Source organism: Haloarchaeobius amylolyticus (genome assembly GCF_026616195.1).
GTDB lineage: Archaea > Halobacteriota > Halobacteria > Halobacteriales > Natrialbaceae > Haloarchaeobius > Haloarchaeobius amylolyticus.
This window is the reverse complement of sequence record NZ_JANHDH010000001.1, coordinates 2,088,737-2,115,158: the sequence shown is the minus strand read 5'-3', so window position 1 is coordinate 2,115,158 and position 26,422 is coordinate 2,088,737. Positions and strand designations below refer to the sequence as shown.

General features: G+C 69.3%; 23 protein-coding genes. 8 read left to right on the top strand and 15 right to left on the bottom strand.

From position 1 onward, the window contains the following. Positions 1 to 12 precede the first annotated feature (12 nt). From NOV86_RS10875 to NOV86_RS10850, 6 genes are all read right to left on the bottom strand, one after another. The gene (locus tag NOV86_RS10875) at positions 13 to 861 is read right to left on the bottom strand and encodes a hypothetical protein (RefSeq protein WP_267641410.1); all 849 of its coding nucleotides are present in this window, start codon (positions 859 to 861) and stop codon (positions 13 to 15) included. A 125-nt stretch (positions 862 to 986) separates the two neighbouring features. Continuing rightward, positions 987 to 2,189 (bottom strand): PKD domain-containing protein, encoded by a 1,203-nt coding sequence (locus NOV86_RS10870; protein ID WP_267641409.1) that lies wholly within the window; start codon positions 2,187 to 2,189, stop codon positions 987 to 989. Further along, a complete protein-coding gene (locus NOV86_RS10865; protein WP_267641408.1) occupies positions 2,179 to 5,883 on the bottom strand; it encodes a right-handed parallel beta-helix repeat-containing protein in 3,705 nt (1,234 codons plus the stop codon). Before NOV86_RS10865 ends, NOV86_RS10870 begins: the two co-directional genes overlap by 11 nt. A 493-nt stretch (positions 5,884 to 6,376) precedes the next feature. Further along, positions 6,377 to 7,021 carry a hypothetical protein gene (locus NOV86_RS10860; RefSeq protein ID WP_267641407.1) on the bottom strand — a complete coding sequence of 215 codons (645 nt, stop codon included), beginning with the start codon at positions 7,019 to 7,021 and terminating at the stop codon, positions 6,377 to 6,379. A gap of 87 nt (positions 7,022 to 7,108) precedes the next feature. Next, complete coding sequence (gene metX / locus NOV86_RS10855) at positions 7,109 to 8,323, bottom strand: homoserine O-acetyltransferase MetX (RefSeq protein ID WP_267641406.1); 1,215 nt, start codon at positions 8,321 to 8,323, stop codon at positions 7,109 to 7,111. After that, positions 8,320 to 9,606: an O-acetylhomoserine aminocarboxypropyltransferase/cysteine synthase family protein gene (locus NOV86_RS10850; RefSeq protein WP_267641405.1), complete on the bottom strand. Its 1,287-nt coding sequence runs from the start codon at positions 9,604 to 9,606 to the stop codon at positions 8,320 to 8,322. Before NOV86_RS10850 ends, metX begins: the two co-directional genes overlap by 4 nt. Before the next feature lie 382 nt (positions 9,607 to 9,988). On the opposite strand from NOV86_RS10850, the gene NOV86_RS10845 reads away from it, so the two are divergent. Next, positions 9,989 to 10,423, top strand: a complete 435-nt coding sequence (locus NOV86_RS10845; RefSeq protein WP_267641404.1) for an SRPBCC domain-containing protein — start codon at positions 9,989 to 9,991, stop codon at positions 10,421 to 10,423. 1 nt (position 10,424) lies between these two features. On the opposite strand, the gene NOV86_RS10840 is transcribed toward NOV86_RS10845, so the two are convergent. Then, positions 10,425 to 11,876 carry an aldehyde dehydrogenase family protein gene (locus NOV86_RS10840; protein WP_267641403.1) on the bottom strand — a complete coding sequence of 484 codons (1,452 nt, stop codon included), beginning with the start codon at positions 11,874 to 11,876 and terminating at the stop codon, positions 10,425 to 10,427. A 139-nt stretch (positions 11,877 to 12,015) separates the two neighbouring features. On the opposite strand from NOV86_RS10840, the gene NOV86_RS10835 reads away from it, so the two are divergent. From NOV86_RS10835 to NOV86_RS10810, 6 genes are all read left to right on the top strand, one after another. Then, a complete protein-coding gene (locus tag NOV86_RS10835) occupies positions 12,016 to 12,603 on the top strand; it encodes a hypothetical protein (protein WP_267641402.1) in 588 nt (195 codons plus the stop codon). Between the two features lie 38 nt (positions 12,604 to 12,641). Beyond that, the gene (locus tag NOV86_RS10830) at positions 12,642 to 13,421 is read left to right on the top strand and encodes a helix-turn-helix transcriptional regulator (RefSeq protein ID WP_267641401.1); all 780 of its coding nucleotides are present in this window, start codon (positions 12,642 to 12,644) and stop codon (positions 13,419 to 13,421) included. A gap of 90 nt (positions 13,422 to 13,511) precedes the next feature. Further along, on the top strand, positions 13,512 to 14,684 hold the full coding sequence (locus tag NOV86_RS10825) for an outer membrane protein assembly factor BamB family protein (RefSeq protein ID WP_267641400.1): 1,173 nt from the start codon (positions 13,512 to 13,514) through the stop codon (positions 14,682 to 14,684). A gap of 63 nt (positions 14,685 to 14,747) precedes the next feature. Further along, the gene (gene ligA, locus NOV86_RS10820) at positions 14,748 to 16,835 is read left to right on the top strand and encodes an NAD-dependent DNA ligase LigA (protein WP_267641399.1); all 2,088 of its coding nucleotides are present in this window, start codon (positions 14,748 to 14,750) and stop codon (positions 16,833 to 16,835) included. 96 nt (positions 16,836 to 16,931) lie between these two features. Next, complete coding sequence (locus NOV86_RS10815; protein WP_267641398.1) at positions 16,932 to 17,354, top strand: hypothetical protein; 423 nt, start codon at positions 16,932 to 16,934, stop codon at positions 17,352 to 17,354. 66 nt (positions 17,355 to 17,420) lie between these two features. Next, positions 17,421 to 18,083 (top strand): HAD family hydrolase, encoded by a 663-nt coding sequence (locus NOV86_RS10810; protein ID WP_267641397.1) that lies wholly within the window; start codon positions 17,421 to 17,423, stop codon positions 18,081 to 18,083. 76 nt (positions 18,084 to 18,159) lie between these two features. Here NOV86_RS10810 and NOV86_RS10805 read toward each other — a convergent pair whose 3' ends face one another. The 8 genes from NOV86_RS10805 to NOV86_RS10770 all read right to left on the bottom strand — a co-directional run bounded on the left by NOV86_RS10805 (position 18,160) and on the right by NOV86_RS10770 (position 24,433). After that, positions 18,160 to 18,996 (bottom strand): ABC transporter permease, encoded by an 837-nt coding sequence (locus tag NOV86_RS10805; protein ID WP_267641396.1) that lies wholly within the window; start codon positions 18,994 to 18,996, stop codon positions 18,160 to 18,162. Beyond that, on the bottom strand, positions 18,993 to 19,940 hold the full coding sequence (locus NOV86_RS10800; protein ID WP_267641395.1) for an ABC transporter ATP-binding protein: 948 nt from the start codon (positions 19,938 to 19,940) through the stop codon (positions 18,993 to 18,995). The genes NOV86_RS10805 and NOV86_RS10800 overlap by 4 nt, the downstream gene beginning before the upstream one ends. A 71-nt stretch (positions 19,941 to 20,011) precedes the next feature. Further along, the gene (locus tag NOV86_RS10795; RefSeq protein ID WP_267641394.1) at positions 20,012 to 20,881 is read right to left on the bottom strand and encodes an ABC transporter permease; all 870 of its coding nucleotides are present in this window, start codon (positions 20,879 to 20,881) and stop codon (positions 20,012 to 20,014) included. Continuing rightward, a complete protein-coding gene (locus tag NOV86_RS10790) occupies positions 20,878 to 21,798 on the bottom strand; it encodes an ABC transporter ATP-binding protein (protein WP_267641393.1) in 921 nt (306 codons plus the stop codon). The genes NOV86_RS10795 and NOV86_RS10790 overlap by 4 nt, the downstream gene beginning before the upstream one ends. A 79-nt stretch (positions 21,799 to 21,877) precedes the next feature. Further along, positions 21,878 to 22,726, bottom strand: coding sequence for an ABC transporter permease subunit (locus NOV86_RS10785; protein ID WP_267641392.1), 849 nt, complete (start codon positions 22,724 to 22,726; stop codon positions 21,878 to 21,880). After that, a complete protein-coding gene (locus NOV86_RS10780; protein ID WP_267641391.1) occupies positions 22,723 to 23,694 on the bottom strand; it encodes an ABC transporter ATP-binding protein in 972 nt (323 codons plus the stop codon). Before NOV86_RS10780 ends, NOV86_RS10785 begins: the two co-directional genes overlap by 4 nt. Positions 23,695 to 23,798: 104 nt before the next feature. Continuing rightward, positions 23,799 to 24,062, bottom strand: a complete 264-nt coding sequence (locus NOV86_RS10775) for a DUF7967 family protein (RefSeq protein ID WP_267641390.1) — start codon at positions 24,060 to 24,062, stop codon at positions 23,799 to 23,801. A gap of 65 nt (positions 24,063 to 24,127) precedes the next feature. Then, positions 24,128 to 24,433 carry a DUF5789 family protein gene (locus NOV86_RS10770; RefSeq protein ID WP_267641389.1) on the bottom strand — a complete coding sequence of 102 codons (306 nt, stop codon included), beginning with the start codon at positions 24,431 to 24,433 and terminating at the stop codon, positions 24,128 to 24,130. Positions 24,434 to 24,545: 112 nt separating this feature from the next. On the opposite strand from NOV86_RS10770, the gene NOV86_RS10765 reads away from it, so the two are divergent. Next, a complete protein-coding gene (locus tag NOV86_RS10765) occupies positions 24,546 to 26,312 on the top strand; it encodes an excinuclease ABC subunit C (RefSeq protein WP_267641388.1) in 1,767 nt (588 codons plus the stop codon). Positions 26,313 to 26,422 lie beyond the last annotated feature (110 nt).

The window sequence follows — 26,422 nt, the reverse complement described above, 5'->3', positions numbered from 1 at the left end:
GGCCGCCCGCGCCTACCGACCGAGCGCGTCGAACACGGTGTAGGGGACGACGAACCCCAGGCAGTAGCCGACGACGTGCGTGTAGTGGTTGACCACCGCCCCGCCCTGTATCGCGGGCATCGAGAAGACGAGTACTGCGACCCCGACGAACACCACGATGGAGACCGCCGCGATCTCGAGGTAGCCCGGAGTCGCCACCGCCCGCCGGACCTGCGCCGGGAGCCGCGGCGACCGACGGAACACGAGGGCGCCGACGTACGCGACCAGCCCGAGCGACGAGATCGCCACCCCGGCCATCGTCAACGGGTTCGGGGGGATGACGATGGTCCCGATGACGACCGCACCCACGAAGAACAGCGCCGGTGCTCGCTCGGTCTGGAAGGTCTCTGGCATCCGGTCCTGCAGGTAGGCGAACAGCGCCCACGGTAACAGCCCGACGAAGGCCATCCCGATGCCGGAGAACCCGAGCCCCACCGTCGGGCGCGCGAGCAGGACGTTGAGCCCGGAGAGGACGAACGGGAACACCAGCAGGTACGTGACGAAGGCGACCCGGAACTCCCGGTGTCGGCCCGCGACGGCACAGAGCAGGTACGACAGCGGCGCGACCAGCAGGTAGAGCCCGAGGTTCGAGAGGAAGTGCCCGGCCGAGAGGTGGACGTAGTGCGAGAGGAACGTCTGGGCCAGCTCGGGGTCGGCGTGCGAGAGCGCCAGGTCCCGCCGCGTCTCCGCGGGGAGGGCGAACGCCGTCCACAGCGCCGCCGGGACCGCCATCAGCGCGAGCAGGTCGCTCACGTGGGCGGTCCCGCCCAGTGTCGGGTCGGCGCCCTCCACGTCTCGCTCTGCGGTGTGCGTCGTCTCCATTCGTACCAGTCCAGGTTCGACCGCGTCTCGGTCGAGAGAAGGTCCCGGACGGGTTTCAGTCTCACGGCAGACACGACGCTCGACTCGGCGAGTGAGTCGCGAGAAGAGAACCGGTCAGAGAGGGCTCAGGCCCAGCGGACCAGCAGGGCGGCGACGGCTGCTGCCGCCGCGAGCACGGCGATCATCCCGATCTGCCAGAGTTCCAGCCCGCCGCCGGTCTCCTGGATCGGCGGTCGGGTCGTACTCGTGCTCGTATCGGACCCGGCCGTGGTGGTCGGCCGGTCCGTCGTACCGGGGTCGGTCGTCGTTGCCGTGGTCCCCGGGTCGGTCGTGGTCGTCTCACCACCCACCTGGATCGTCCGGACGTCCAGCGTGTCCGGACTCAGCGTGTGGGTGCCCGCCTCCTCGAAGACGTAGGTGAACTGGACCGAGCGCTCGGTCCCGCTGAGGACGGAGATGCGCTTGCCCTCGATCAACTCACCGTCGACGTAGAGCGCGGGCGTGATCTCACGGGTGTCGTCCGCGGTGTTGACCACGGTGACGGTCATCGTGATCTCCTCGCCAGGCTCGGGCGACGTTGGCGTGACCGACCAGTTCGCGATCTTCACCGTCCCTTCCTGCTCGTCACCGCCCTGGCCACCACCGCCGGCGCCGCCACCGCCGGCACCGCCCCCGTCACCCACGGTGACGGTCGCGGTCGCAGTGTCGGTCCGCCCGGCGAGGTCCGTGACGGTCAGCGACACCTCGTACTCGCCGGCCTCCTCGAAGGTGAAGGCGGCGCTCTCACCGGTCTTCGTCTGGCCGTCGACCGACCACTCGTACCGTGCGATTGCGGTATCGTCGGTCGAGTTGCTCCCGTCGAACGCGAGCGTCTCGCCGGCCGCAGCCTCACGGTCGCTGCCGAGGGCTGCGGTCGGTGCCCCGCTGTCGCTGAGCGAGACGTCGACCTCCCGGTGGTCACCGGACTCCCACGCGACCGTGGTGTCCGCCGACGCACCGGCGACCCGGAAGCTCACGGTCGCACCGGCGTCCTCGCTGCTGTTGCCCGAGACCTCCAGTTTCTCGTCGAACGACTCGGAGCCGCCGTAGGTCCCGTTCTCGTCGGTCGTGATGGTGCCACGGACCTCACCGTCGACCACCGCGACGAGTTCCACGCCGGCGGGCGCCGGCTCACCGTCGACCAGCACCTGCCCGTAGTAGGCCGCGGGTGGGCTCGGCGGTGCTGTCGAGCCGGCGCTCACGGTGGCTGCCCCCACGACCGGGGCCAGCACGAGCGCGAGCAGCAACAGCCCGAGTGCGAGCCGGCTGCCGGTGTCCTCAGTCGTCATCGGTCTGGTCGTGGAGCAGGTCGTAGAGCTCGTCCACCGTGACGCCCTCGTAGACGTTCACGGCGATCTCCCCTTCGCCCGTCGCGTAGACCCAGTAGCCGGAGAACGCGCTGACGTTCGGCTGCGCGCTCGACCCGGCCTGGTAACGGTCGAAGTCGTCCGGGTTGCTGATCGGGAGGCTGCCCGGAGCGCCGTACGCGTTCACCACGCGAGCGATGTCCGTCGTCGAGGCCGAGAGGGCCTGGTCGACGTCACCGCCCTGCGGTGCCGCGATGAAGTTCCAGCCCGGTTCGAGCGCGCGCTCGCCGGGCGTGGCCGGCGTCGAACCCGCGTTCTCGAAGGAGACGGTGACGCTCGTCTCTTCGTCGGCCACGACGACCATCGCGTCGAGCGCGCCGACGGTGTCCGAGGCGTTCGGCCGGTACCACGTCTCGTTGGTCGCGTCGAACGCCCAGACGACGCCGTCGAAGTCACCGAAGACCTCGCCGACGGTCGCGTCCACGGGGCCGGGGAACCCGACCGCGTGCGGCTGGCCGTCGCCGGGGACGGTCAGCGAGATGGCGAACTCCTGTGCGTCGGGGTTCGCGGCGCGAGCCTGGTCGAAGCTCGCGTACGCGGTGCCGTCGACCACGACAGGCATGCCGGTCACAGAGCCGACCTCGGTGGCCGAGAGCTCCGTCACGGGCGTCCCGTCGACGGTGACGTTCGCGAGGTCAACCGTGCCGGTCACGCCGGACTCGTCCGCGTTCGGCCGCACGTCCACGATGGTGTCGACGCCACTCGCGACATCGAGTGCGCCTGCGGCCTGGAAGTCGGCCGAGGCGTTCGCACCCCAGAGCACGACCCCGTAGTCGCTCCCGCTGACGGTCGTACCACCGGTCACGTTGACGTGGGAGACGTCGTTCTTCGTGTCCGTCTCGTTCGCCTCGATGGAGTCGTTGACGAGGATGCCCGTCTCGTTCGCCTCGATGGCGACGCCGTCGAGCGTGACGTAGGACCCGTCGGCATCCGGTCTGTTGAAGCGACCCATGTAGTTCGTCGCGACGACACCGGTCTCGACGTCGGCGATGGTTCCGCCCTGGACCGTCACGTTCGCGGACGGCGCGTCGTTCCAGGCGACGATACCGTTCTCGGTGCCTGCGATGTCGTTGTCCGTCACCGTCGCGTCGACACTGAGTGACGTGAGTTCGATACCGGTCCGACCCGTCCCGTTCGCGAGGGGGCCGAGGTCGTTGTCACGGATGACGAACTCGCTCGCGTCCTGGCGCTGCAGGTTGTGGAAGATGCCGACCGACTCGGCACGGATGGTGTTGTTCGCGATGAGCGACGGGCCACCGGCACTACGGTAGTTCCCGGTCTGGATACCGGCTCCAGTCCCGGCGATGACGTTGTCGGTGACACTGGCGTACGCGTTGTTGTAGAGGAGGACACCGACGTACCCCACGTTCTCGATGCGGTTGTCGTCGATGGCGTTCCCGTTGGAGACCTGGTAGTCGGCGTTGTACGCCATCACGCCGTACCACTGGACGTTTCGGACGACGTTGTCCTCGACGGTGAGGTTCAGGTTCGTCCGTGCGTCCTCCCAGTACCAGACGCCGGCACCGGCGTCACTGTCGACGCCACCGACGTCGACCCCGCTCGTGATGGCGGGGTTGTTCCCGTCGAGCGTCAGTCCGCGGACGGTGACGTCGGACGCGTTCACCGCCACGATGACGGACTGGTTCTTGTCCTCGGGCACGAGGACCGCTTCGGCCCCACGGGTGGCGTTCCCGTGGACACCAGCGTTCGGCCCCTCGATGGTCACCGACGTATCGACCGTCACGTTGGTCGGGTAGGTACCCGGGCCGACGGAGACGGTCGCGCTCTCGTTGGCGACCGCGACCGCGGCGTCCACGTCACCGAAGACGTGGTCGCCAGGGCGGAGGTCGTGAGCAGAGACGTTGACCAGACCATCGAAATCGTTCTCGGCGACCAACTCGCTCGTCAGGTTCGTCGTCGCGTCCCAGAACTGCTTGCCGTTGTTCCGGAACGTGTTGTCCTCGACGGTGACGGTCGAACTGTCGTCCACCCAGTTCGCGTAGCCGGTCGAACTGTTCTGGATCGTGTTGTTCGTGACCGCCACGTCGGTCGTGTTGTGCTGGATCGCGAGTGCGTAGGTGTCGCCCTCGATGGTGTTGTTCCGGACCTCGAAGTCGGTGAGGTTCGCCGGCGGTGCGTGTTCGTAGGACGGCGGGCGCGGCTGGGCGTAGACCGCAGGTGCCCAGTGGTCGCCGGCCTTCGACACCGTCGAGTCGACGACGGTGACGTTCTCGTAGTTGCCGTTCTTCAGGTTGAGTTCGATACCGTACTGGCTCCCCGAGACGGTGACGTCGTCGAACGTCGCGTTCGAGAGCGCCTCGAAGTAGAGTCCCTTGGAACAGTACGCATTCGTGCTGAAGCACGTGCTCGACTTGACGCCGTTGTCCTCGACCGTCGTGTCGGTGACGACGATCCCATCGAGGACGCCGGACTTCCCGTTCGTCGTGAACTCGAGTCCGAAGTAGCCATTCCGGTTCAACTGGCTGTCGGCGATGGTCAGGTCCTGGACCTGGGCAGTCGAGGCCAGGCCGACGCCGGACCCACCGTTCGAATCGAGCCCGTTCTCGCTGAAGTTCACACCAGCGAGCGTCACGTCGGTCACGTCGGCCGCGTTCTGGAACTCGAGCCCACTTCCGTCGTTCCCGGTCGCGGTGACGTTCTCGACGGTGACGTTCGAGATGGTCGCGTCGGCCTCGAGGCCGTTCGTCGCGTTCGTCACGGTCAGGTCGCGGACCGTCACGTCGCTGGCGGCGAGCTGGATGCCGACACCGGAGCCGCCGGCGTCGACGACCGCGTCACCCTCGCCCGCGAGGATGACGGACTCGTTCAGGACGACCGAATCGACCGTCCCGGAGACGGTCACGGTGTCACCAGCGCTGGCGGCGTTCACGGCCGCCTGCGTGGAGTGATAGTAGAGGTCGCCGGTGGCCGTGCCGCGGTCGTAGTCGTGGCCGGTCTGGTCGACGTCGACCGACTCGATGCCGGGGTTCGCGTCGAGGACGCTGGTGACGGCCTTCGCCTCACTGCCGTCCTCGGTCGGCGTGTACCCGTAGTAACGAGCACCCGGGACGTCGTCGGTCGCACCCGAGACGCTCACGTTCTGGTAACTGACGTTGTCGGACGTGAGGCCGAGCCCCTCGACCGTGACGTCGGTCGCGGTGACGTTCTCGATCGAGCCAGTGGTGTTGGCCTGGGTGATCGAGATGCCGACCTTTCCGCCAGTGAAGTCGACGTTCTCCACTCGGAGTCCCTGGATACCGTCGTCGTTCCCGGAGTCGTCCTGCGCCTGGACGCCCGTACTCGCAACGGAGATAGAGAGGTCACGGAGCGTCACGTCGTCGGCACGGACCTCCACACCGAGTGTCGCAGTCCCGGTGAGTTCGAGCCCCTCGACGGTCGCGCCCGTCGGGTTCCCGTTCCGGTGCTCGATCTGGACGACTGCGGGACCGTCCCCGGAGACGGTCGGCGTCGCGCCGTCGGCCGCTGTGACCGTCACGTTCTCGTTCAGCAGAAACGCGTCGTACGTCCCGTCGTGGACGACGATGGTATCGCCATCACTGGCGTTGTCGATAGCGTTCTGTATCGTATCGTAGTTGGACGTATCGTCGGCGTCCACCGTCAGTGTCGCTGCTGCACCGGTCGCTGCCGCAGGGCCTGTGGCGGCTGCGACGGTGAGCGCGAGCGTAAGTAGTAATACCGCTGTCGATACCCCTATCTGGTGGCCCCAACCACCCTTGGCTTTCATTACAGCAACTCAACACGTAGGACGCCTAATATATGAAACTTGTGCAACAGCTGAAAACTCATCTTTAGTGACACTACTGGTGATGGTCAACGGCCATCCGGATGCGCGTCTCTGACAGGGGGTCCGACCGGGGACGGGGAGTAGACCGGGGCAGCAACGCTCTCCAGACAGCGACTCCGGACCGCTGCAGTAAGTGAGAAACGGGCGTTCGCCGCCGCGACCGGCGCTGACATGTTCGGTCATATATATCTGGCATGTGCTATCAGGGATACCTAAAAAAGAAGGGTGGAGGATTCCCCAGCAGGCCCGGCCGCTCGTCCCGTCCGACACGGCGAGCGCGTCAGCTGAGTCGGTCGGGACCCACTCAGTCGTCCCGGAGCGCAGGCTGCCGGGTCGAGGCAGGCTGTGGGCCGGACTCGTAGGCGTTCGGTGGGTCGGTGCGGACCAGTCGAACCGTCCCCACCGCGACCGCACCGACGACCAGGCCGGCGAGCAGAGCGTGGACCACGAAGTCCACGACCGAGAGCGAGACGCCCTCGACCTGCGTCAGGGTCAGGAACGCCGACAGCCCCCACATCGCGACGGTGCCGACGAGGGTGCTGCACCCGGCCGCGGCGTACGTGACGGCGTCCGCCTCGTCGAGCGTTCGGCCCGCGTAGTACCCGACGGCGACGGCGAGGACCGCGGCGAGGAAGGGGACGCCGACCGTCGCGAGGCCCGTCCCGACGGACTGGACGATGCCGAGGCCGAAGGAGGCACCCAGTCCCGACTCCCCGGACGGCTGCAGCACCGAGGAGTCGAGCGTCCCCGCGAGGAACGACAGGAGACCGAACCCGGCCCCCAGCACCGCGTACAACCCCCCGACCGATCTCACGTAGCTCCGGACCGCCGGCTCCGAGAGCACACTCCCGGTCGTCGACGCTCTCGTCTCCACCCGGTCGCCGTCGCGGTGGGCGGTCGCGGGACCCGGTGTCGTGCTCGTGTCGTCGCCAGCTCGTTTCCCAGTCATGGCCCCATCTGGCCCCCTCCCAGTATTTGAACCCTCGGGGGCGGGCGGAGGACCGAACCGGGCAGCGACGGGCGCGGCCAGCGGGCCTCAGGAGAACAGACTCGTGTGTACCGGCGCGTGCACGTCGCCGTCGTCGTCCGATTCGACGGTGTCCGTGATGGACTTGCCGTCGATGCCATCGGCCAGGAAGTCCGAAAGCGGCGGGCCGACCTTGTTCGGTTCGACGAGGAAGGCGTCGTGGCCGTGGTCGGACTCGACGACGTGGTGGGCACAGCGGATGCCGACATCGCGGGCGGACTCGGCGAGGGCCTCGGACTGTTCGGTCGTGAAGTGCCAGTCGCCGGTAAAGGAGAGCGCGAGGAGTTCGCCCTCGAACGCGCCGAGGGCGGTCGCGTCGGACTCGTAGCCGGCGGCCATGTCGTAGTCGTCCATGGCCCGCAGCAGGTAGAGGTAGCTGTTGGCGTCGAAGCGGTCGACGAAGCTCTCGGCGTTGTAGTCGAGGTAGGACTCCACGTCGCGGTAGGGGAAGAACGCGCCCGCGGGGTCGGGCGACTCGCGGGACTGGCCGCGGCCGGCGGCGCGGCGGCCGAACTTGTGTTCCATGGAGGCCTTCGAGAGGTACATGACGTGGCCGATGCGGCGGGCCTGTTCGAGGCCGTGGGTCGGGTCGGGCCGGTCCTCGCCGTAGTAGTCGCCGCCGTTCCAGTCCGGGTCGCTGGTGATGGCGCGCCTGGCGACGGTGTCGAGTGCGAGGCACTGCGCGTCGAGTCGCGGAGCGGCCGCGACCGCGGCGACGCGGTGGACGTCGTCGGGGTACCGGACCGCCCAGTCGAGGGCGTTCATCCCACCCACGGAGCCGCCGACGACCGCACGGAGGCGGCCGACGCCGAGGTCGTCGAGCAGGCGGCGCTGGGCGCGGGTCCAGTCGCCGACCGTGACGGGCGGGAACTCGGTCGCCCACGGCTCGCCGTCGGGGCCCTCGCTGGAGGGGCCGGAGGAGCCGTAGCACGACCCCGGGACGTTCGCGCAGACGACGTAGTACTCGGTGGTGTCGATGGCCTTGCCCGGCCCGACCACGTCGGCCCACCAGGCGCGGGCCTGGCCGGCGGTCCCGCTCTCGTCCTCGCCGCGGGCGGTTCGCCGGGCGACGTGCTGGCTGCCGGTGAGGGCGTGACAGACGAGGACGGCGTTCGAGCCGTCGAACTCGCCGTAGGTCTCGTAGGCGATCTCGAGGTCGTCGATGGATTCGCCGCACTGGAAGGTGAACTCCCCCAGCGAGGCGGTCCCCTGTTCGTTGCTCATCGTCCCTCCGTCGCCGCGTCGATGGCTGCCTCGACGTCGCGCAGGATGTCGGCCGGGTCCTCGATGCCGACGGAGAACCGGAGCATGTCGGGCTGGACGCCGGCGGCGCGCTGGTCCGCCTCGGAGAGCTGGGCGTGGGTGGTGCTGGCCGGGTGGATGACCAGCGACTTCGCGTCGCCGATGTTCGCGAGGAACGAGGTTATCTCGACGTTCTCGCAGAACCGCTTGCCCGCCTCGAATCCGTCTTCCAGCCCGAAGGCGATCATGCCGCCGTAGTCGGAGAGGTACTCGGTGGCGTGGTCGTGGGTCGGATGCTCCTCCAGGCCGGGGTAGGTGACCCAGGCGACCTCGTCGTGGTCGGCGAGGTGTTCGGCCAGGATGGCGGCGTTCTCGCAGTGGCGCTGCATCCGGACCCCGAGCGTCTCGAGGCCCTGCAGGGTCTGCCAGGCGTCGAAGGGCGACTGCTGGTTGCCGAGGGTGCGCAGGGAGCGATAGCGCACCGCGGCCGCCAGTGGGGCGTCGAAGTCGGAGAAGTCGATGCCGTGGTACGCCGGGTTCTCGCCGCCGACCTCGGGGTAATCGTGGGCGGTCCAGTCGAAGGTGCCGCCGTCGACGACGACGCCGCCGACGGTCGTGCCGGAGCCGTGGAGCCACTTCGTCGTGGACTCCCAGACCACGTCCGCGCCGTGTTCCGTGGGATGACAGAGCGCGGGCGTGGCGAACGTGTTGTCGACGACGAGGGGGGCGCCGGCCTCGTGGGCGATGTCGGCGATGGCTTCGAAGTCCGGCGTCACCAGCGAGGGGTTCCCGATGCTCTCGAGGTGGACGTAGGCGGTGTCCTCGTCGACCGCTTCCTCGAACGCGTCGAGGTCGAGCGTGTCGACGAACCGGGGTTCGATGCCGCGGCGGGGGGCCGACTTCGAGAGGTAGGAGGTGGTGCCGCCGTAGGTGTCGGTCGAGCAGACGACGTTGTCACCGGCCTCGGCGAGGACGAAGGTGATGGCGTCGAGGGCGGCCATCCCGCTGGCGGTGGCGACCGCCCCGGGGGCGTCGTGGAGCGCAGCCAGGCGCTCCTCGAGGGTCTCGACGGTCGGGTTGGAGATGCGCGAGTAGATGAAGTCCTCCCGGTCGAGGGCGTAGCGGGACGCCGCGTCGTCGGCGTCGGGGAACACGTACGACGTGGTCTGGTACAGTGGTGGGGCTCGCGCCCCTGTCGCGGGGTCGGGCTCTTGCCCCGCGTGGACTGCGCGGGTGTCGAAGCGAGAATCCTCGTCCTTGCTCATGTACGTGGTGCATATTTCCCTACACTCGTATAACCCACAGTTACGGCAATATTGGTCGGGTACCTGCGACTGCGCGGGAAAGGCACGACTGCGAGAATGGCACGTGGAAAGGGAGAGAGAGAGAGACAGTGGCTTGGTGGGTTCGCAGTGCGACACCGGGCAGGGTCCCGGTACCGCGGGGCTTCGGTGGGGCGACGGTACTGGGTCGGGGTGGGTGTGAGCACCGAACCGTTCGTCGCGGCCCACGTCGAATCTGTCCCTGCACCTGCAAAGAACGGGCGGCCGATTCCCAGTGTGTTGGAACGACGGGGAACGTGTTACCACACCGCATCTTTCGGCGGCGCTGCGGTACCGTCATGCCCGTCCGTGACCTCCCTCTGGCATGAACGAAGTCGAGGCGAGCGTCGACATCGACGCGCCGCCGGACGTGGTCTGGACGGTGCTGACGGACTTCGACCGGTACAGCGAGTGGAACCCGTACCTCACCGAGGCGACCGGGCGGGCCGTCGAAGGCGAGACGATAGCGGTACGGCTGGCGGCACAGGGCGGGCGCAGCATCCGGCTCGAACCGCGGCTCCTGGACGTCGAGCCCGGGGCGTTGCTCCGGTGGCGGGCGCACTACCTCTCACAGCGCCAGTTCGACACCACGAACACCGTCGAACTCGTCCCCCGCGAGGACGGGACCAGGGTCGTCCAGCACCAGGCGTTCACCGGGCTCGCCACCGACCGGATGTTCGGCGCCGCCGCCATCGAGGCGGGGATACAGCGGATGAACCGCGCGCTGAAAGAACGGACCGAGTCGCTCGTCGTCCTCTAGCTCAGCCGAGGTTGACGTTCACGTTCTTGACCTGCGTGTACTCGCGGATGGCCTCCTCGCCCTGCTCGCGGCCGTTGCCGGACTGCTTGTAGCCGCCGAAGGGCGTCTGCGGGAACGTGACCGGGTACTCGTTGATGGAGACCATGCCGTAGTCGAGGTTCTCCGCGAGGCGGTGCCCGCGGGTGATGTCGGTCGTCCAGATGCCCGACATCAGGCCGTACGGCGAGTCGTTCGCGACCTCGAGGGCCTCCTCCTCGCTCTCGACCTCGATGACCGAGAGGACCGGCCCGAAGATCTCCTCGCGGGCGACGGTCATGTCGTTGGTTACGTCGGTCAGCACCGTCGGCTCGAAGAAGTAGCCGTCCTCCCTGTCGGCCGGGCGGCCGCCGCCGGTCGCGATGGTCGCGCCCTGGGCCTTCGCCTCGTTCACGTACTCGGCGACCTCCTCGAACTGGGACTCGGAGACGAGGGGGCCCATCCGGCCGTCGTCGTCGATGCCGGAGCCGAGCGGCGTGGACTCGGCCATCTCGACGACCATGTCGACGACCTCGTCGTGGACGTCCTCGTGGACGACGAGGCGCGAGCCGGCCCAGCACATCTGGCCGCAGTTCATGAAGATACCGTTGCGGACGCCGGCCGCCGCGTCCTCGAGGTCGGCGTCGGGGAAGACGAGCTGGGGGCCCTTCCCGCCGAGTTCCAGCGTGACGCCGGTGACGTTCTCGGCGGCGGACTCCATCACGCGCTTGCCGATCTCGGTCGAGCCGGTGAACGCGACGTGCTCGACGTCCTCGTGGGTCGTCAGCTGGTCGCCCGCCTCGCTACCCTTGCCGGGCACGACGTTCATCACGCCGTCGGGGAGGCCGGCCTCCTCGGCGGCCTTCGCGTAGTACAGCGCCGACAGCGGCGTCTGGCTGGAGGGCTTCAGGACGCAGGTGTTCCCGCAGGCCAGCGCCGGGGCGAGCGAGCGCCCCGCGAGCTGGAACGGGTAGTTCCACGGCGAGACGTGGGCGGTGACGCCCAGGGGCTCGCGGCGGGTGTAGTTCAGCCGCGGGCCGTCGACCGGGACCGTCGAGCCGGTCACCTTGTCGGTCCAGCCGGCGTAGTACCGGAACGTCTTCACGACCATGCCCACGTCGATGGACGCCTCGAAGGGCGTCTTCCCATTGTCGTGGGACTCGACGAGGACAATCTCGTCTTTCATCTCCTCGATGGCGTCGGCCATCGCGTCGAGCTTCTGGCCGCGCTCGCCGGGGCCCATGCGCCGCCACTCGGAGTCTCGGGCCGCGGCGCGGTCTGCGGCCGCGACGGCGCGGTCGACGTCCTCGCGACCGGCGCAGGCCACCTCGGCGTACTGGTCCTCTGTCGCCGGGTCGAACGTCTCGATGGTCTCGCCGGACGCGGCGTCGGTCCACTCGCCGTCGATGTACAGCTGTGTCGGGCCGTCGTATGACATGTACGGTGGTTCGGAAGCAAGTTAATTAGGTTTACTGGATGGTACGTAATGCCACGACAGTAACTAGAACCGATTACCCGATTGGGCGTCCGGCGACTCCCATACCGTCAAGACCACGCCCAGCGAATAGCAGTCACTCATGGCGACACGTCCCCACGTGACCGCGGACTACCGGTGCTCGGAGTGTGGCGGCCGCGTCGGGGCGACCAGCCGACACTGCATGCACTGCGAGGTCGAGTTCGGGCCCCGGGACGGCGCCGGGGGCAGGGACGCGGGCGACCGGGGTGACGATGCCGCGCGCCTGAAAGCGGCGCTGACCCGGGGTCGGTCGTCGCACGCGCCGGGCGACGACCGCCTCGGCACCGAACTCGGGACCAGCGTCGTCGGCGTCCTCGCCGCCCTGGTGCTGGGCCCCGCCGCGTTCCTCGCGACCATCGCCCTCGGGTGGGTGGCGTTCCCCATAGGACTGGTCGCCTTCGCTGCCGGGGGGTTCCTCGTCGCGCGCGAGGACTCCCTGCGGGACGCCGTCGGCCTCGCCCTGCAACTGCTGGCGCTCCCGGTGCTGGTGTTCCCGCTGAGCCTCGCGCTGTCGGTGCTCGCCGACCAGCTCCTCGCGGGGGCGGGCGGGACCGTCATCGACAACCTGCTCGGGGCGGCGATGGCGACGCTGTTCCTCGCCGTGGTGTGGCTCCCGCTGCTCGTGCTGGGGCGGTGGCTGCGCCGGTAGCGCGGGGATTTACCCTGTTCGCCGACAGATGCCGAGATATGCCACAGGACCACGCCGCCTTCCTCGCCGGGTCGCCCAGCCGGGTGCGACTCCTGTCGGCCCTCGACGACGCCGACGGGGGTGGGACACCCGCCGACCTCGCGGAGGCGACCGGCATCGCCCACCGGAGCGTCCAGCGGAACCTCGGCGAGATGGTCGACCGGGGCTGGGTGGAGAAGGTCTCGGGCACCTACCGCCTGACCGCGGTGGGGCGACTGGTCGCCGCCGAGCAGGCCCGCCACGAGCGCGCCCTCGACAGCCTCGACGCCTTCGAGCCGCTGCTGGGCCACCTGCCCGCCGACCACACCCCGCCCCTCGACGCCCTCGACGACGCGACCCTCGTGAGTGCCGCACCCGACCGCCCGCAGGCGCCCATCCAGCACTACGTCCAGTCGGTCGAGGGCTTCGAGCCGACGACCATCCGCATCGCGCTGCCCGTCCTCAGCCGGCTGTTCCACCGGGTCCACGGGGAGCTGGCGCTCGACGGCGCCCACACCGAACTCGTCCTCGGGGAGGAGACGATGGCGCGGGCGGCCGACCTCAACCCGCTGGAGTTCGCCGCCCTTCGCCGGGTGAGTATCATCGACCTGTACGTCAGCGACGAACCGGTCGGCTGCGGCGTCACCGTCGGGGACGACCGGGCCGTCGTCGGGGCCTACGACGACGACGGGAACATGCGCGCCTGCGCCGCGGGCGACGGCCGGTTCCACGACTGGGCGACAGACCTGTACCGGCGCTACCGCGAGGCGGCCCGGCCGCTCGACGAGACGGACATCTGAGGCGGCGTCGTCACGTCACCGCGCCCGCGCCACACTGTGTCGTCGGCGACAGGCCGTGATGCAAAGCCCCGTCCTCGCGTCTCTTCGAGTATGAAGCGCCCTCCACGACGCGCGTTCCTCGCGGCGACCGCAGCGACTGCGACCACGCTCCTCGGCGGCTGTGTGGCCACGCTCGGCGGGTCGGACCCTGACGGGGCGGGCGGCTCCGGGTCGGCCGTCACCGGCGGCACCTGGCACCAGGACCACGCCGACGCGCACAACACCGGGTCGAACCCCGACGCGGCGGTCGGGTCGGCCCGAACCACGCGCTGGCAGACGAGCATCGGCACGTGGGCGTTCGCCTCGCCGGTCGTCGACGGCCAGACCCTGTACGCGACCAGCGACACCCACGTCAGAGCCCTCGACATCGTAGAGGGGGACGAGCAGTGGAAGGTCCCGGTCGAGGCGTCGCTCCTCTCGCCCGCGCTCCACGCCGACCGCGTCCTCGTCGCCGGGATGGACGGGAGCCTGCGGAGCCTCGCCAGCTCCGACGGGAGCGAACACTGGCGGGTCGACGCGGGCACGAAACTCCGGTGCTCCCCGACGGTCGACGACGACCTCGTGGTGGTCGGCGGCGCCGAGGGCGAACTCGTCGCGGTCGGCCACGACGGCGAGGAGCGCTGGCGCGCCCGGGTCGGCGAGGCCCACGTCCACAGCCCGCAGGTCGTCAACCCGCCCGCGCTCACCGACGAGCGCGTCTTCGCCGGCAGCGAGGACCCCCGCCTCGTCGCCTTCGACCGCGCCGACGGCCGGGAGCTGTGGGGGTTCGAGGCGAATGCGACGGTCGACGCCGCCCCCGTGGTCGTGGACGACACCGTGTTCGTCGGCGACGCGGCCGGGACGGTGCACGCGGTCGCCGTCTCGGATGGACGCGAGCGCTGGCACGCCAGCCTCGGCGAGGGGAGTTCCACGGTCGCGGTCGCCGACGGGACCGTCGTCGCGACCGGCGCGGGACACGTCGCGGCCTACCGGGCCGACGACGGGACGGAGCGGTGGCGGACCGCGGTCGAGGGCGCGCCCCTCTCGGCCCCGACCATCGCCGGCGACACCGTGGTCGTCGGCGGGGTGGCCAGTCAGGTGGTCGGTCTGGCCGCCGCGGACGGGGAGGTTCGGTGGCGCCACGGCGTCGACGGGAAGGTCGCCACCGGCCCGACCGTCGCCGGCGAGAGCGTCTACGTCACGGACGGGTATTCCGGCGGCCTCTACGCGCTCGGGCCGGCCTGAGTCGTGTCTCTCGCCGGGGGCGAGTGGCGGGGTTTACGGTGGATTAGGCAGTAGCCGGGCGTAATGAGCGAGGCCGAACTCGCGGACAACCCCTACGTTTCGGACCCACCGACAGACTTCGAGCCGGTCGCCGACCTCTCCGAGGCCGCGGCGCGCGAGCAGGCCGCCCAGTTGCGCGAGGCGCTGCGCTACCACGACCAGCGCTACTACGTCGAGGCCGACCCCCTCGTCCCGGACCGGGTCTACGACGCGCTGTTCTCGCGCCTGCAGGCGCTGGAGGACGAATTCGACCTCCAGACCGAGGACTCGCCGACCCGGCGCGTCGGCGGCGAACCCGTGGACCACTTCGAGACGGTCGAGCACGTCGCACCGATGCTCTCCATCGACTCCTCCGGCGAGGAAGAAGACGTGCGCGAGTTCGACCGGCGAGTCAGGAACGCGGTCGGCGACGTGAGCTACGTCTGCGAGCCGAAGTTCGACGGCGTCTCGCTGGAGGTCATCTACGAGGACGGCAAGCTCCAGCGGGCGGCGACCCGCGGCGACGGCTACGAGGGCGACGACGTGACGAAAAATGCGAGAACCATCGGCGCGCTCCCCCAGCGCCTGCGCGGGGATTACCCCGACTACCTCGCGGTCCGCGGCGAGGTGTTCATGCCGAAGGACGCGTTTCAAGAGTACAACAAGGAGCGCGTCGAGCGCGGCGACGACCCCTTCGCGAACCCCCGGAACGCGACGGCAGGAACCATCCGCCAGCAGGACCCGAGCGTGGTCGCGGAACGTCCCCTCTCCATCTTCTTCTTCGACGTGCTGGACTCCTCCGACGGGTGGGAGACCCACTCCGACGCCCTCGCCGCGTTCCCCGACCTCGGCCTGCCCCTGAACGACCGGGTCGAGACCGACTGCGACATCGAGGACGCCATCGCCTACCGGGACCGCATGCTCGAGGCACGCGACGACCTCGACTACGAGATCGACGGCGTCGTCATCAAGGTCGACGACGTGGCCAAACAGGAGGACCTGGGCGCGACCGCCCGCGCCTCGCGGTGGGCCTACGCCTACAAGTTCCCGGCCCGGACCGAGGTCACGACGCTGGCCAACATCGCGGTGCAGGTCGGCCGGACCGGGCGCATCACCCCGGTCGCGCTGCTCGAACCGGTCGACGTGGGCGGTGTGACGGTCTCGCGGGCCAGCCTGCACAACCCGAGCGAGATCGAGGCGATGAACCTGAACGTCGGCGACGAGATCCGGCTCGAACGCGCCGGCGACGTCATCCCCTACGTCGCGGAGGTCGTCGAGAAGCACAGCGAGGGCCTCTTCGAGTTACCGGAGACCTGCCCGGTCTGTGACAGCGCCATCGAGCGCGACGGCCCGATGGCGTTCTGTTCGGGCGGCCTCGGCTGTCCCGCGCAGTTGAAACGCTCCGTCGAGCACTACGGGAGCGACACCGGCCTCGACATCGAGGGGCTTGGCGAGGAGACCGTCGAGCAGTTCGCCGAGGCCGGCCTCGTCACCGACGGCATCGCGGACCTCTACCGCATCAGCGAGGCCGACCTCGTGGACCTCGAGGGCTGGGGCGAGCGCAGCGCCGAGAAGTTGCTCGCCGAGATAGAAGAGACGAAAGAACCCGAGCTACCGGACTTCCTCGCCGCGCTCGGCATCCAGAAGGTCGGCCCGGAGACGGCCCGCGCCCTCGCCGCCGAGTTCGAGACGTTCGCGGCCCTGCGCGAGGCCGCCGAGGCCGGCGACGAGGACCGCCTGCAGGGCATCGAGGACATCGGCCCCATCGTCGCCGAGACCATCGTCGACTTCTTCCAGAGCGAGGCGAACCAGCGTGTCCTCGACGATCTGGCGGACGCGGGCGTCGACCCGCAGCCCTACGCGGTCGCGGGCGCCGACGAGCTGGAGGGCCTGACGTTCGTGTTCACGGGATCGCTCTCGGAATCCCGAAGCGCGTACCAGGACCTCGTGGAGCGCCACGGCGGCAGCGCCACCTCCTCGGTGTCGGGCAACACGGACTACCTCGTCGTCGGCGAGAACCCCGGCCAGTCGAAGCGCGACGACGCCGACGCGAACGACGTGCCGACCATCGACGAGGCCGAGTTCCGCGAGGTGCTGGAAGACCACGGCGTGACCGAGTGGGTCGACGGGTGACGTCTCCGGGCTGACCAGAGAGCGCACTCCTCCGGGAATCCCAGTTTCTGGAATCCCTCGAAGGGCTCTTCAGTAGGCTCCAACCACGTACGACCGATGGAACACGAGTGGCGGGGACGACCGTTGCTGGTGTGGGTACTCATCGGCCTGGTCGGCACGCTCGGTGTGCGAGGGCTCGTCGGTGGCGGACAGTTCATCCTCGTCCCGTCCGGAGACGTGATTGGCGTGTCGACGACGGTGCTGGCTCCGACGCCGGTTCGTGACTTTCTGGTGCCGGGGCTGTTCCTGTTCGTCGGACTGGGACTGTTCCCACTGGTCTCGGCGTACGGCCTCTACAGGGGCCACCGATGGGCATGGAGTGGGACACTCGTCGTCGGAGTCGCGTTGGCTTGCTGGGCAGTCGTCGAAGGACTCGTACTCGGGTTCGGTGAGCGACTACAGTATCTCAATCTCGTCTACGGAATCGGACTGGTCGTGCTCGCTTTCTCGCCGGTCGTCCGCGCGCACTACGACACATAGTCCACCTCGTCCCGGCGCGCAACCGACCCCAAAAACCCAACTACCACCCAGCAGTACGCTCGATACGTGACAGCGTACGATACGGTCCTCTTCGACAACGACGGCGTCCTCGTGGACCCGCCGGCCCGGGAGACGCAGGCCGCGGCCATCCGGGAGGCGTTCGCCGCGGTGGGCGTCGACGACCCCGACCCCACCCACGTTGAGTACCTCTGCGGCGGCGTGTTCCCCGACGGCCTCTACGACATCGCGGCCACCTACGACCTCGACCCCGAGGAGCTGTGGACGGCCCGCGAGGAGTACGACGAGCGCTCGCAGTTCGAGAAGTTCCGTGCCGGGGAGCGAACCCGGTACGACGACGTGACCGCCATCACCGACCTCGACCAGCCCATGGGCGTCGTGAGCAGTAACCATCACAGCACCATCGAATTCATCCTCGACCACTTCGACCTCGCGTCGGTGTTCGACACCTACTACGGCCGCGAGATGACCATCGACAGCATAACGAAGAAGAAGCCGAACACGCACTACCTCGACCGGGCGATGGCCGACCTCGGCGGCGAGTCGGCCCTCTACGTCGGCGACAGCGACACCGACGTGCTCGCGGCCCACCGCGCCGGGATGGACTCGGTGTTCGTCCGGCGCGAGCACAGCCGCGACACCGACCTCACCGAGGCGGCGACCTACGAGGTGACGGACCTGCACGGGGTCGTCGACATCGTCAGCAGCTGAGGCGGCACCCGTCACACACCGGCAGCGCCCGGATTCGACCGGCTCCAGTGGAAGTCGGGGGGTTCGCCCCCCGTGCTCAGAGGTCGCTGTCCCGGAACCGGACGTAGGCGAGCCCGAGCGGGACGGTCGCCCAGAGGGCGACGACGAGGGCTGCGACGGCCGGCTGCTGGTACCACGGCGGGCTCGCCGGGACGGTGGTGCCGACGAAGCCGAAGCCGAACCCCAGTTTCGCGTCGAGCGCGACGCTCACGTTCCGGACCGCGGCCAGCGGCCCGAAGGCGACGAACGCGTTCGCCCAGTCCGGGGTCGTGGCGGGGAACGAGAAGCCGTTGGCCACGTAGAGTATCACGACCGGGATGAACCGCCAGACGCGCAGGAAGAACAGCAAGAAGACGCCGAAGGCGGCCGTGACGGTCAGGGCGCGCCCGCTGAAGGCGGCCGAGAAGGCCGTCGCGAGGCCGACGAATATCACCGCCAGCACGGTCAGGACCGACAGCGCAAGCAGCGCGAACGGCAGGTCGAAGGGCGCGAGGAACACCGCGGCGACGAGGTGCGAGGCGACGAAGGGCGTCAGCGTGAGCGCCAGCACGACCGCGAGCCGCCCCGCGAACGTCCCGAAGAGGAAGTCCGCCCGGGAGAACGGCAGCCCGAGCAGGACCTTGAGTTCGCCGTCGGACCGCTTCGTCACGATGGCGCCCTGCGCGAACGCCAGCCCGAGCAGGGGCGTGAGGTAGACGAAGCCGGCGAGCAGGATGCCGACGAGCTGTGAGCCCGTCGCGGCCTGTGTCGCGTTGTCGCCGTAGGCGTAGCCGATGGCGACACCGAGGAGCGCGAACAGGATGGCGCCGGCGTAGAGGCTGCGCGAGCGCCGGCTGTCGTGGAAGTCCTTGCGCGCGACCAGGCGCCACCTCATGGCTCGGCCCCCGGCGCGGTGGCGGGCCGGGCCGCCTCGCCGTCGCCCTGCGTGTAGGCGACGAACAGGTCCTCCAGCGAGGCCTGGCTCGTCTCGATGTTCTCGACGGTCGCGCCGGCGTTGTAGCAGGCCTGGACGACCATCCCCTTCGCCCGGTTCTCACAGCCCACCGTGATGGTGTGGCCCGACGCCTCGACCGAGGAGACGCCGTCGAGCGCCCGGACGCTCCCCGGCAGGCCGTCGGGCGCCGAGTCGAGGGTGACGGTCAACTCGCCGGTCGTGCCGGCGGCCTCGCGCAGGCCCTCGATGGTGTCGATGGCGACGAGGCGGCCCTCGCTCAGGATGCCGACGCGGTCACAGACCGCCTCGACCTGCTCGAGGATGTGACTCGAGAAGAAGACGGTCGCTCCGCGGTCGGCCTCTTCGAGGACTATCTCGCGCATCTCGCGGGCGCCGGCCGGGTCCAGCCCGGTCGAGGGCTCGTCGAGGATGAGGAGGTCGGGCTCGCCCGCCAGCGCCATGGCGAGCATCAGGCGCTGGCGCATCCCCTTCGAGTAGCCCGTGGCGGGCCGGTCGGCGGCGTCGGGGATGCCGACGCGCTCCAGCAGTGCCATGGGCTCCTCGTAGCCCTGTTTCGCCTCGATGGCGAACGCGACGTGTTCGCGGCCCGTCATCTCCCCGAGCGGGCCGTAGCCGTCGGGGAGGACGCCGGTGCGTTCGCGCACCGCGACCGTCTCCTCGGCGGCGTCCATGCCGAGGACGCGCGCCTCGCCGGTGGTCGGGTACGTGTAGTTCAACAGGATGTCGATGGTGGTCGACTTCCCCGCCCCGTTCGGACCGAGGAAGCCGAACACCTCGCCCGACTCGACCGTGAGGTCGAGGTCACGGAGGGCAGTGACGGAGCCGAAGCGTTTCGTGATGCCCCGGCACTCGATGGCGGTCATGCGCGAGTCATCTCTCGCCGGTTGTATAGGTCTTCTTCCGGGAACGATGGTTCCTGGCGCGGGAACCGGCCTCAGAGGTCAGCGCGCTCGAACCGGCGGTAGCCGACCCCGAGCGAGGCGACGACCCAGAACCCGAGGAACAGGAAGCCGACGGCGGGGTCGAGGAACCACGCGTCGGCCGGCAGCGACACCGCCGCGGACTCGGGCAGGACGGCCTCCCGGGCCGCGTTGTACGCCCCGCTGGGGGCGACCCACGTCACGAGGAAGTACCACGCCGGGTAGTTGGCCGGGTTCACCGGGAGCGAGAACCCGTTGACCAGGAACAGCACCCCGGTCGGCACCACGTCCCACATGATCTCGAAGACGAAGAAGATACCAATCGCGAGCGTCGTCGCCCGCGAGCTGGAGCCGGTCGTCGCCGAGACGCCCACGACGATACTGACGTAGACGAACGCGAACAGCACCGTCAACAGGGCGAACAGGACGTACTCCGCCAGCGGGAAGTCGACGCCGTACCCCACCGCGACGAGGTAGGAGACGAGGAAGCCGAGCAGGACGGGCAGGGCGAGCACCGCGGTCCGGCCGACCGTCTTCCCGACGAGCACGTCGCGTCGAGAGTGTGGCAGGCCGAGCAGGAGCTTCATGCTGCCCGAATCGCGCTCGCCGGCGATGGACTTGTGGCAGGTCACGAGCGCCGTGATGGTGACGAACAGCGTGGTCGCGCTGGCGAGGAAGATGAACGGCCCGAAGTTGACGCCGGCAGCCCCCGGCGCGGCGCCGGGACCGCCACCCTGCCCGCCCGCGGTGAGCAGCCCCTCGGTGAGCGAGAACACGGCGACCATCCCGGCCATGAGGAGGATGAACAGCGCCGAGACCACCCAGAGCACCCTCGAGCGAACCGCGTCCTGGAAGTCCTTCCGGGCGACGACGAGCCAGCTCATGCGTCGGCCTCCGTCTCGGTGTAGCGCACGAACAGCTCCTCGAGCGAGGTCTCCTCGGTCGCGAAGTCCTGCACGTCGACGTTCCACTCCTCCAGCGTCCCGAGCACGTCCATCTTCACGTTGGCCGAGAGCGAGACGGTGAGTTCGCGCCCCGCGGCCGAGACCGCGGCGACGCCCTCGATGTCCCGCAGCGCGTCCTGGACCGACTCGTCGACCGGCTCGGCGGTCGTCACGGTCAGCGTCTCGGCGGTCCCGGTCATGCCCTCGCGGAGGTTGTCGATGCTGTCGACGGCGACCAGTTGCCCCTGCCGGAGGATGGCGACGCGGTCGCAGACCGCCTCGACCTGCTCTAAGATGTGACTCGAGAAGAAGACGGTCGCGCCCCGGTCGGCCTCGGCGCGGATTATCTCGCGCATCTCGCGGGCTCCCTTCGGGTCAAGTCCCGTCGTGGGCTCGTCGAGGACGAGCAGGTCCGGTTCGCCGACGAGGGCCATCGCGAGGACGAGTCGCTGGGTCATCCCCTTCGAGTACTCGCCGGCCTTGCGGTCGGCGGCGTCGGCGATACCGACGCGGTCGAGGAGGCTCGTCGGGTCGTCGCTCGCACCCTTCGAGTCGACCGCGAACTGGACGTGTTGCCGGCCCGTGAGCCGGTCGTACACGTGGTAGCCGTCGGGGAGGACGCCGACGCGCTGGCGGACGGCCTCGGGGTCCTGTTGCGGGTCGATACCGAGCACGCGACACTCGCCCGATGTCGGGCGGACGAAGTCGAGGAGGATGTCGATGGTGGTCGACTTCCCGGCCCCGTTGGGTCCCAGGAATCCGAACACCTCGCCGTCCGCGACGGTCATGGAGAGCGAGTCGAGCGCGAGCACCTCGTCGAAGCGCCTGGTGACGCTGTCGAGTTCGATGGCGGCCATGGCTAGGTTCTGGTACGAAAACGTGTGTAATAAGAGTCGGCTAAAACGCAGAACAGTCAGCGACGAGAGAGGTCCGGGCTCAGAGGTCCGCGCGGTCGAATCGCAGGTACGCGATGCCGAGCGGGACCGCCAGCCAGAACGCCAGCCAGACGAAGCCGAACCACGGCTCGAGGTAGAACGCGTCACGACCCGTGAGGGTCGCACCGGTGTTCGCGCCGTCGAGGACCGCCGTGAGGGCGGACTGGTAGGCCGAACTGGGCGTCAGGCTGACGATGCCGAAGTACCAGTCGGGGTACTCGGCGATGGAGCCGGGCAGGGTGAAGCCGTTCGCGACGTACAGGACGCCCATGGGGATCGCGTTCCAGAGGAGTTCCAGCACGGCGAAGACGGCGAACGCCAGCGCCGAGGCCTTGCCGGCCGTCGAGACGCTGGCCGAGATGGCCGTCATGAGGCCGATGTAGACGAGCGCGAACACCAGCGTGATGCTCACGAACACGGCGTACTCGGCCAGGTTGTACGAGTCGTACAGCGCCACGATGACGCCCAGGGCGACCACCATCCCGAGGACGATGGGCAGGGCGAGGGTGACGGCCCGGCCGAGGACCTTCCCGAACAGCACGTCGGCCCGCGAGTGGGGCAGGCCGAGCAGCAGTTTCATCGAGCCCGAATCACGCTCGCCCGCGATGGCCTTGTGGGCGATGACGAGCGCCGTGATGCTGATGAACAGCGTCGCCGAGGACGCCAGGAAGTCGTAGAGCCCGAGGGCACTGAGTTCCGGGTCCGCGCCCGCGCCACCGGTGGCGGTGATCTCGGTGTAGATCCACGCCATCCCGGCGGCGAACAGGACGAACAGCGCCGACAGCAGCCACAGCGACCGCGACCGGCGGGCGTCGGTGAAGTCCTTCTTCGCGACGGCGGTCAGGCTCATGCGCGCACCTCCCCGTCGCCGTCGGTCCGAAGTTCGGCTTCGGTCTCGGCCGCGGGCGCGTCGGCGGTGAACTGCATGAACAGGTCCTCCAGCGAGGTCTGCTCGGTGGCGAAGTCGCTGACGACGAGGCCGGTCGACTCGATGGCGTCGAGGACGGCCGTCTTCGCGCCGGTGTCACAGGCCACGGTCAGGGTCGACCCCGCGGCGGTGACCGAGGTCACGCCGGGGAGCTGCTCGACGGTGTCGAGCGTCTCGTCGGTGGGCTCGCCGTCGACGGTGACGGTGAGGGTCGCCCCGCCGCCCATGCTGGCGCGGAGGTTCTCGATGGTGTCGACCGCGACGAGTTCGCCCCGGTTGAGGATGGCGACGCGGTCACAGACCGCCTCGACCTGTTCGAGGATGTGGCTCGAGAAGAACACCGTGGCGCCTCGTGCCGCCTCGGCGCGGATGATCTCGCGCATCTCGCGGGCCCCGTTGGGGTCCAGCCCGGTCGTCGGCTCGTCGAGGATGAGCAGGTCCGGTTCGCCCACGAGTGCCATCGCGAGGACGAGCCGCTGTTTCATCCCCTTCGAGTAGCCGCCGGCCTTCCGGTCGGCCGCCTCGGCGATGCCGACGCGCTCCAGGAGCGCCATCGGGTCGTCGCTCGCGCGCTTCGAGTCGACCGCGAACTGGACGTGTTGCAGCCCGGTGAGGCGGTCGTAGACGTGGTAGGCGTCGGGCAGCACGCCGACGCGCTGGCGGACCGCCAGGCTGTCGGCCTGCGCGTCCATACCGAGGACCGTCACGGTCCCTGCTGTCGGCCGGATGTAGTCGAGCAGCATGTCGATTGTCGTCGACTTCCCGGCGCCGTTGGGCCCCAGGAACCCGAATATCTCCCCCTCCTCGACCCGGAGGTCGAGGTCACGAAGCGCGACGACCTCGTCGCCGAAACGCTTCGTTACGCCGGAAAGTTCGATTGCAGGAACCATACATTTACTACAACCGACAGGTACTTATAGATACACTGATGGTTCGTAGCACGCTTCTCGCGACCCCACAGTACAAGAAAGGGCCGCTATAGAGTCCTCGATACTCAGATAGCTTCGTCCGGGTCGTACTGCTCCGCGGTCCGCGTCGCCTCCTTCGCGTAGCGCTCGCGGGTCGCCTCGTCGTCCGTCTGTTCGAGGTTCTCCTCGGGGACCGTCTTGCCAGCGGTGACGGGGTTCCGGGTGAGCGAGTTCGCCGAGCGCTCCTGTTGCAGGAAGCGCTCGCCGTCGGGCGTCGCGTACACGATGGTCACGAGGTTCCGTTGGTCGAAGGTGCGCTCGACCAGCCAGCACTGGACCGTGTCGGTCATGGTCGATACCTCCTCGCGGCGCGGGTTTGTATCTGCCGCAAGCGACCCCGCCAGAGCGAGGCGCCTCAGAAGGAGATGTCCGCCTCGTCCCGCGGGCCCGCCGCGACCTCCAGGTGGTTGCCGCCGCGGTCGTCGTAGAACTTCCGCCCGATGTACTCCTCGCTCAGGTTCCCGAGGATGGTCTCCAGCAGCTCCTGCGCCGAGTTGTAGCGGTCCGACCCGAGCGGGCCGAGGATGGCCGCGACGGTGTCGGTGTCGGACTCGTTCGGCGCCTCGACCTCGAGCGCCCCGATGCGGTCGAGGACCGACTCGAGTTCGATGGGGTACTGCAGTTCTGTCTCGAGGTACGCTTCGAGGTTCCCGAGTTGCATGACGAATCATTATAAATCCCAGAGGCGGATAGCGAGGTGCCCTGAGGTACCAAGTCGGATATCGCGACGCCAACGAAACCCCCATTTGAGGCCGCGCCCTAGCGCGACCAGCATGGACGCGGCCACGCTTCGCGATCGGGCTGGCGACCTCCCGACCGAGCCGGGCGTCTACCAGTTCCTCGACGGCGACACCACGCTCTACGTCGGGAAGGCGGTCGACCTGCGGGACCGCGTCCGGTCGTACGCCGACCCGCGGTCGGCCCGCATCCGCCGGATGGTCGACCGCGCCGACGACCTCGACGTGGCCGTCACGGACACCGAGACGCAGGCCTTGCTCCTCGAGGCGAACCTCATCAAGCGCCACCAGCCGCGGTACAACGTCCGGCTGAAGGACGACAAGTCCTACCCCCTCGTGCAGTTGACGAACCACGAGTTCCCCCGCATCGAGGTGACCCGCGACCCCGGCGAGGAGGCGACGGTCTACGGCCCCTTCACCGACAAGGGCCGGGTCGAGACCGTCGTGAAGGCCCTCCGCGAGACGTTCGGGGTGCGGGGCTGTTCGGACCACAAGTTCGCCAACCGGGACCGCCCCTGCCTCGACTACGAGATGGGGCTGTGCACCGCGCCCTGCACCGACGAGATAACCGAACCGGACTACCTCGCCGACGTGGGGTCGGTCGAGCGGTTCTTCGCCGGCGAGACGGGCGTGCTCGCGGACCCCCTCCGGACCGAGATGGAGGCCGCGGCCGCCGACCAGCACTTCGAGCGCGCCGCGAACCTCCGGGACCGCCTCGCCGTCGTGGACTCCTTCCACGGGGCCGGCGGCGAGGCCGTCAGCAGCCAGAGCGACGAGCGTCACGTCGACGTGCTCGGGGTGGCCATCCAGGGGACCGACGCGACCGTCGCCCGACTGCACGCCGAGGGCGGGCAACTGGTCGAGCGCGACCGCCACACCCTCGACGCGCCCGAGGTCGCGGATACCGAGCCCGAGGACGAGCGCGACACCATCCCGGCCGTGCTCGCGGCGTTCCTCGTCCAGTTCTACGCCGAGCGCCAGCTCCCCGACGCGGTGCTCCTGCCCGAACACCACGACGACGAGGAGGTCGCGGCGTGGCTCGACGCCGAGGGCGTCGCGGTCCGGGTCCCCGGCGCCGGCCGGGAGGCCAAACTGGTCGAACTCGCGCTGAAGAACGCCCGTCGGAACGTCGGCCGCCGGGACGAGTCCGCCGCCCTCGCCGACGCGCTCGGCCTCGACCGCGTCGCCCGCATCGAGGGCTTCGACGTGAGCCACGCGCAGGGGAAGGCGGTCGTCGGCTCGAACGTCACCTTCGTCGACGGGTCGCCCCAGAAGTCGGACTACCGGCGCAAGAAGCTCACCGAGGCGAACGACGACTACGCCAACATGCGGACCCTGGTTCGCTGGCGCGCCACCAGAGCAGTCGAGGGCCGGGACGACCGCCCCGACCCCGACCTCCTGCTCATCGACGGCGGGCAGGGGCAACTGGACGCCGCCCTCGACGCTCTCGCGGCGGTCGGCTGGGACGTCCCCGCCATCGCGCTCGCCAAGCAGGAGGAGCAGGTGATCACGCCAGACCGGACCCACGACTGGCCCGACGACGCGCCACAGCTCCACCTGCTCCAGCGGGTGCGCGACGAGTCCCACCGCTTCGCGGTCCAGTACCACCAGACGCTCCGTGATTCGGTCGAGACGGTGCTTGACGGGGTCGACGGGGTCGGCCCCGAGACCAGGAAGCGCCTCCTCCGACGGTTCGGCAGCGTCGATAACGTCCGGAACGCCAGCGTCGACGAGTTGCAGTCGGTCGAGGGCGTCGGCGCGAAGACCGCCGCGGCGATCCACCGCGCCCTCGGCGGGGAGTGAGGCAGGGGCGTCGGAAGCGACGGGGACGGGGCGGCGATTCCCTGGACTGTCCCGGGATACCGACCCTCACGCCGACACCTATTAGTCTTCTCTCAGCGTAGGTCTATCTA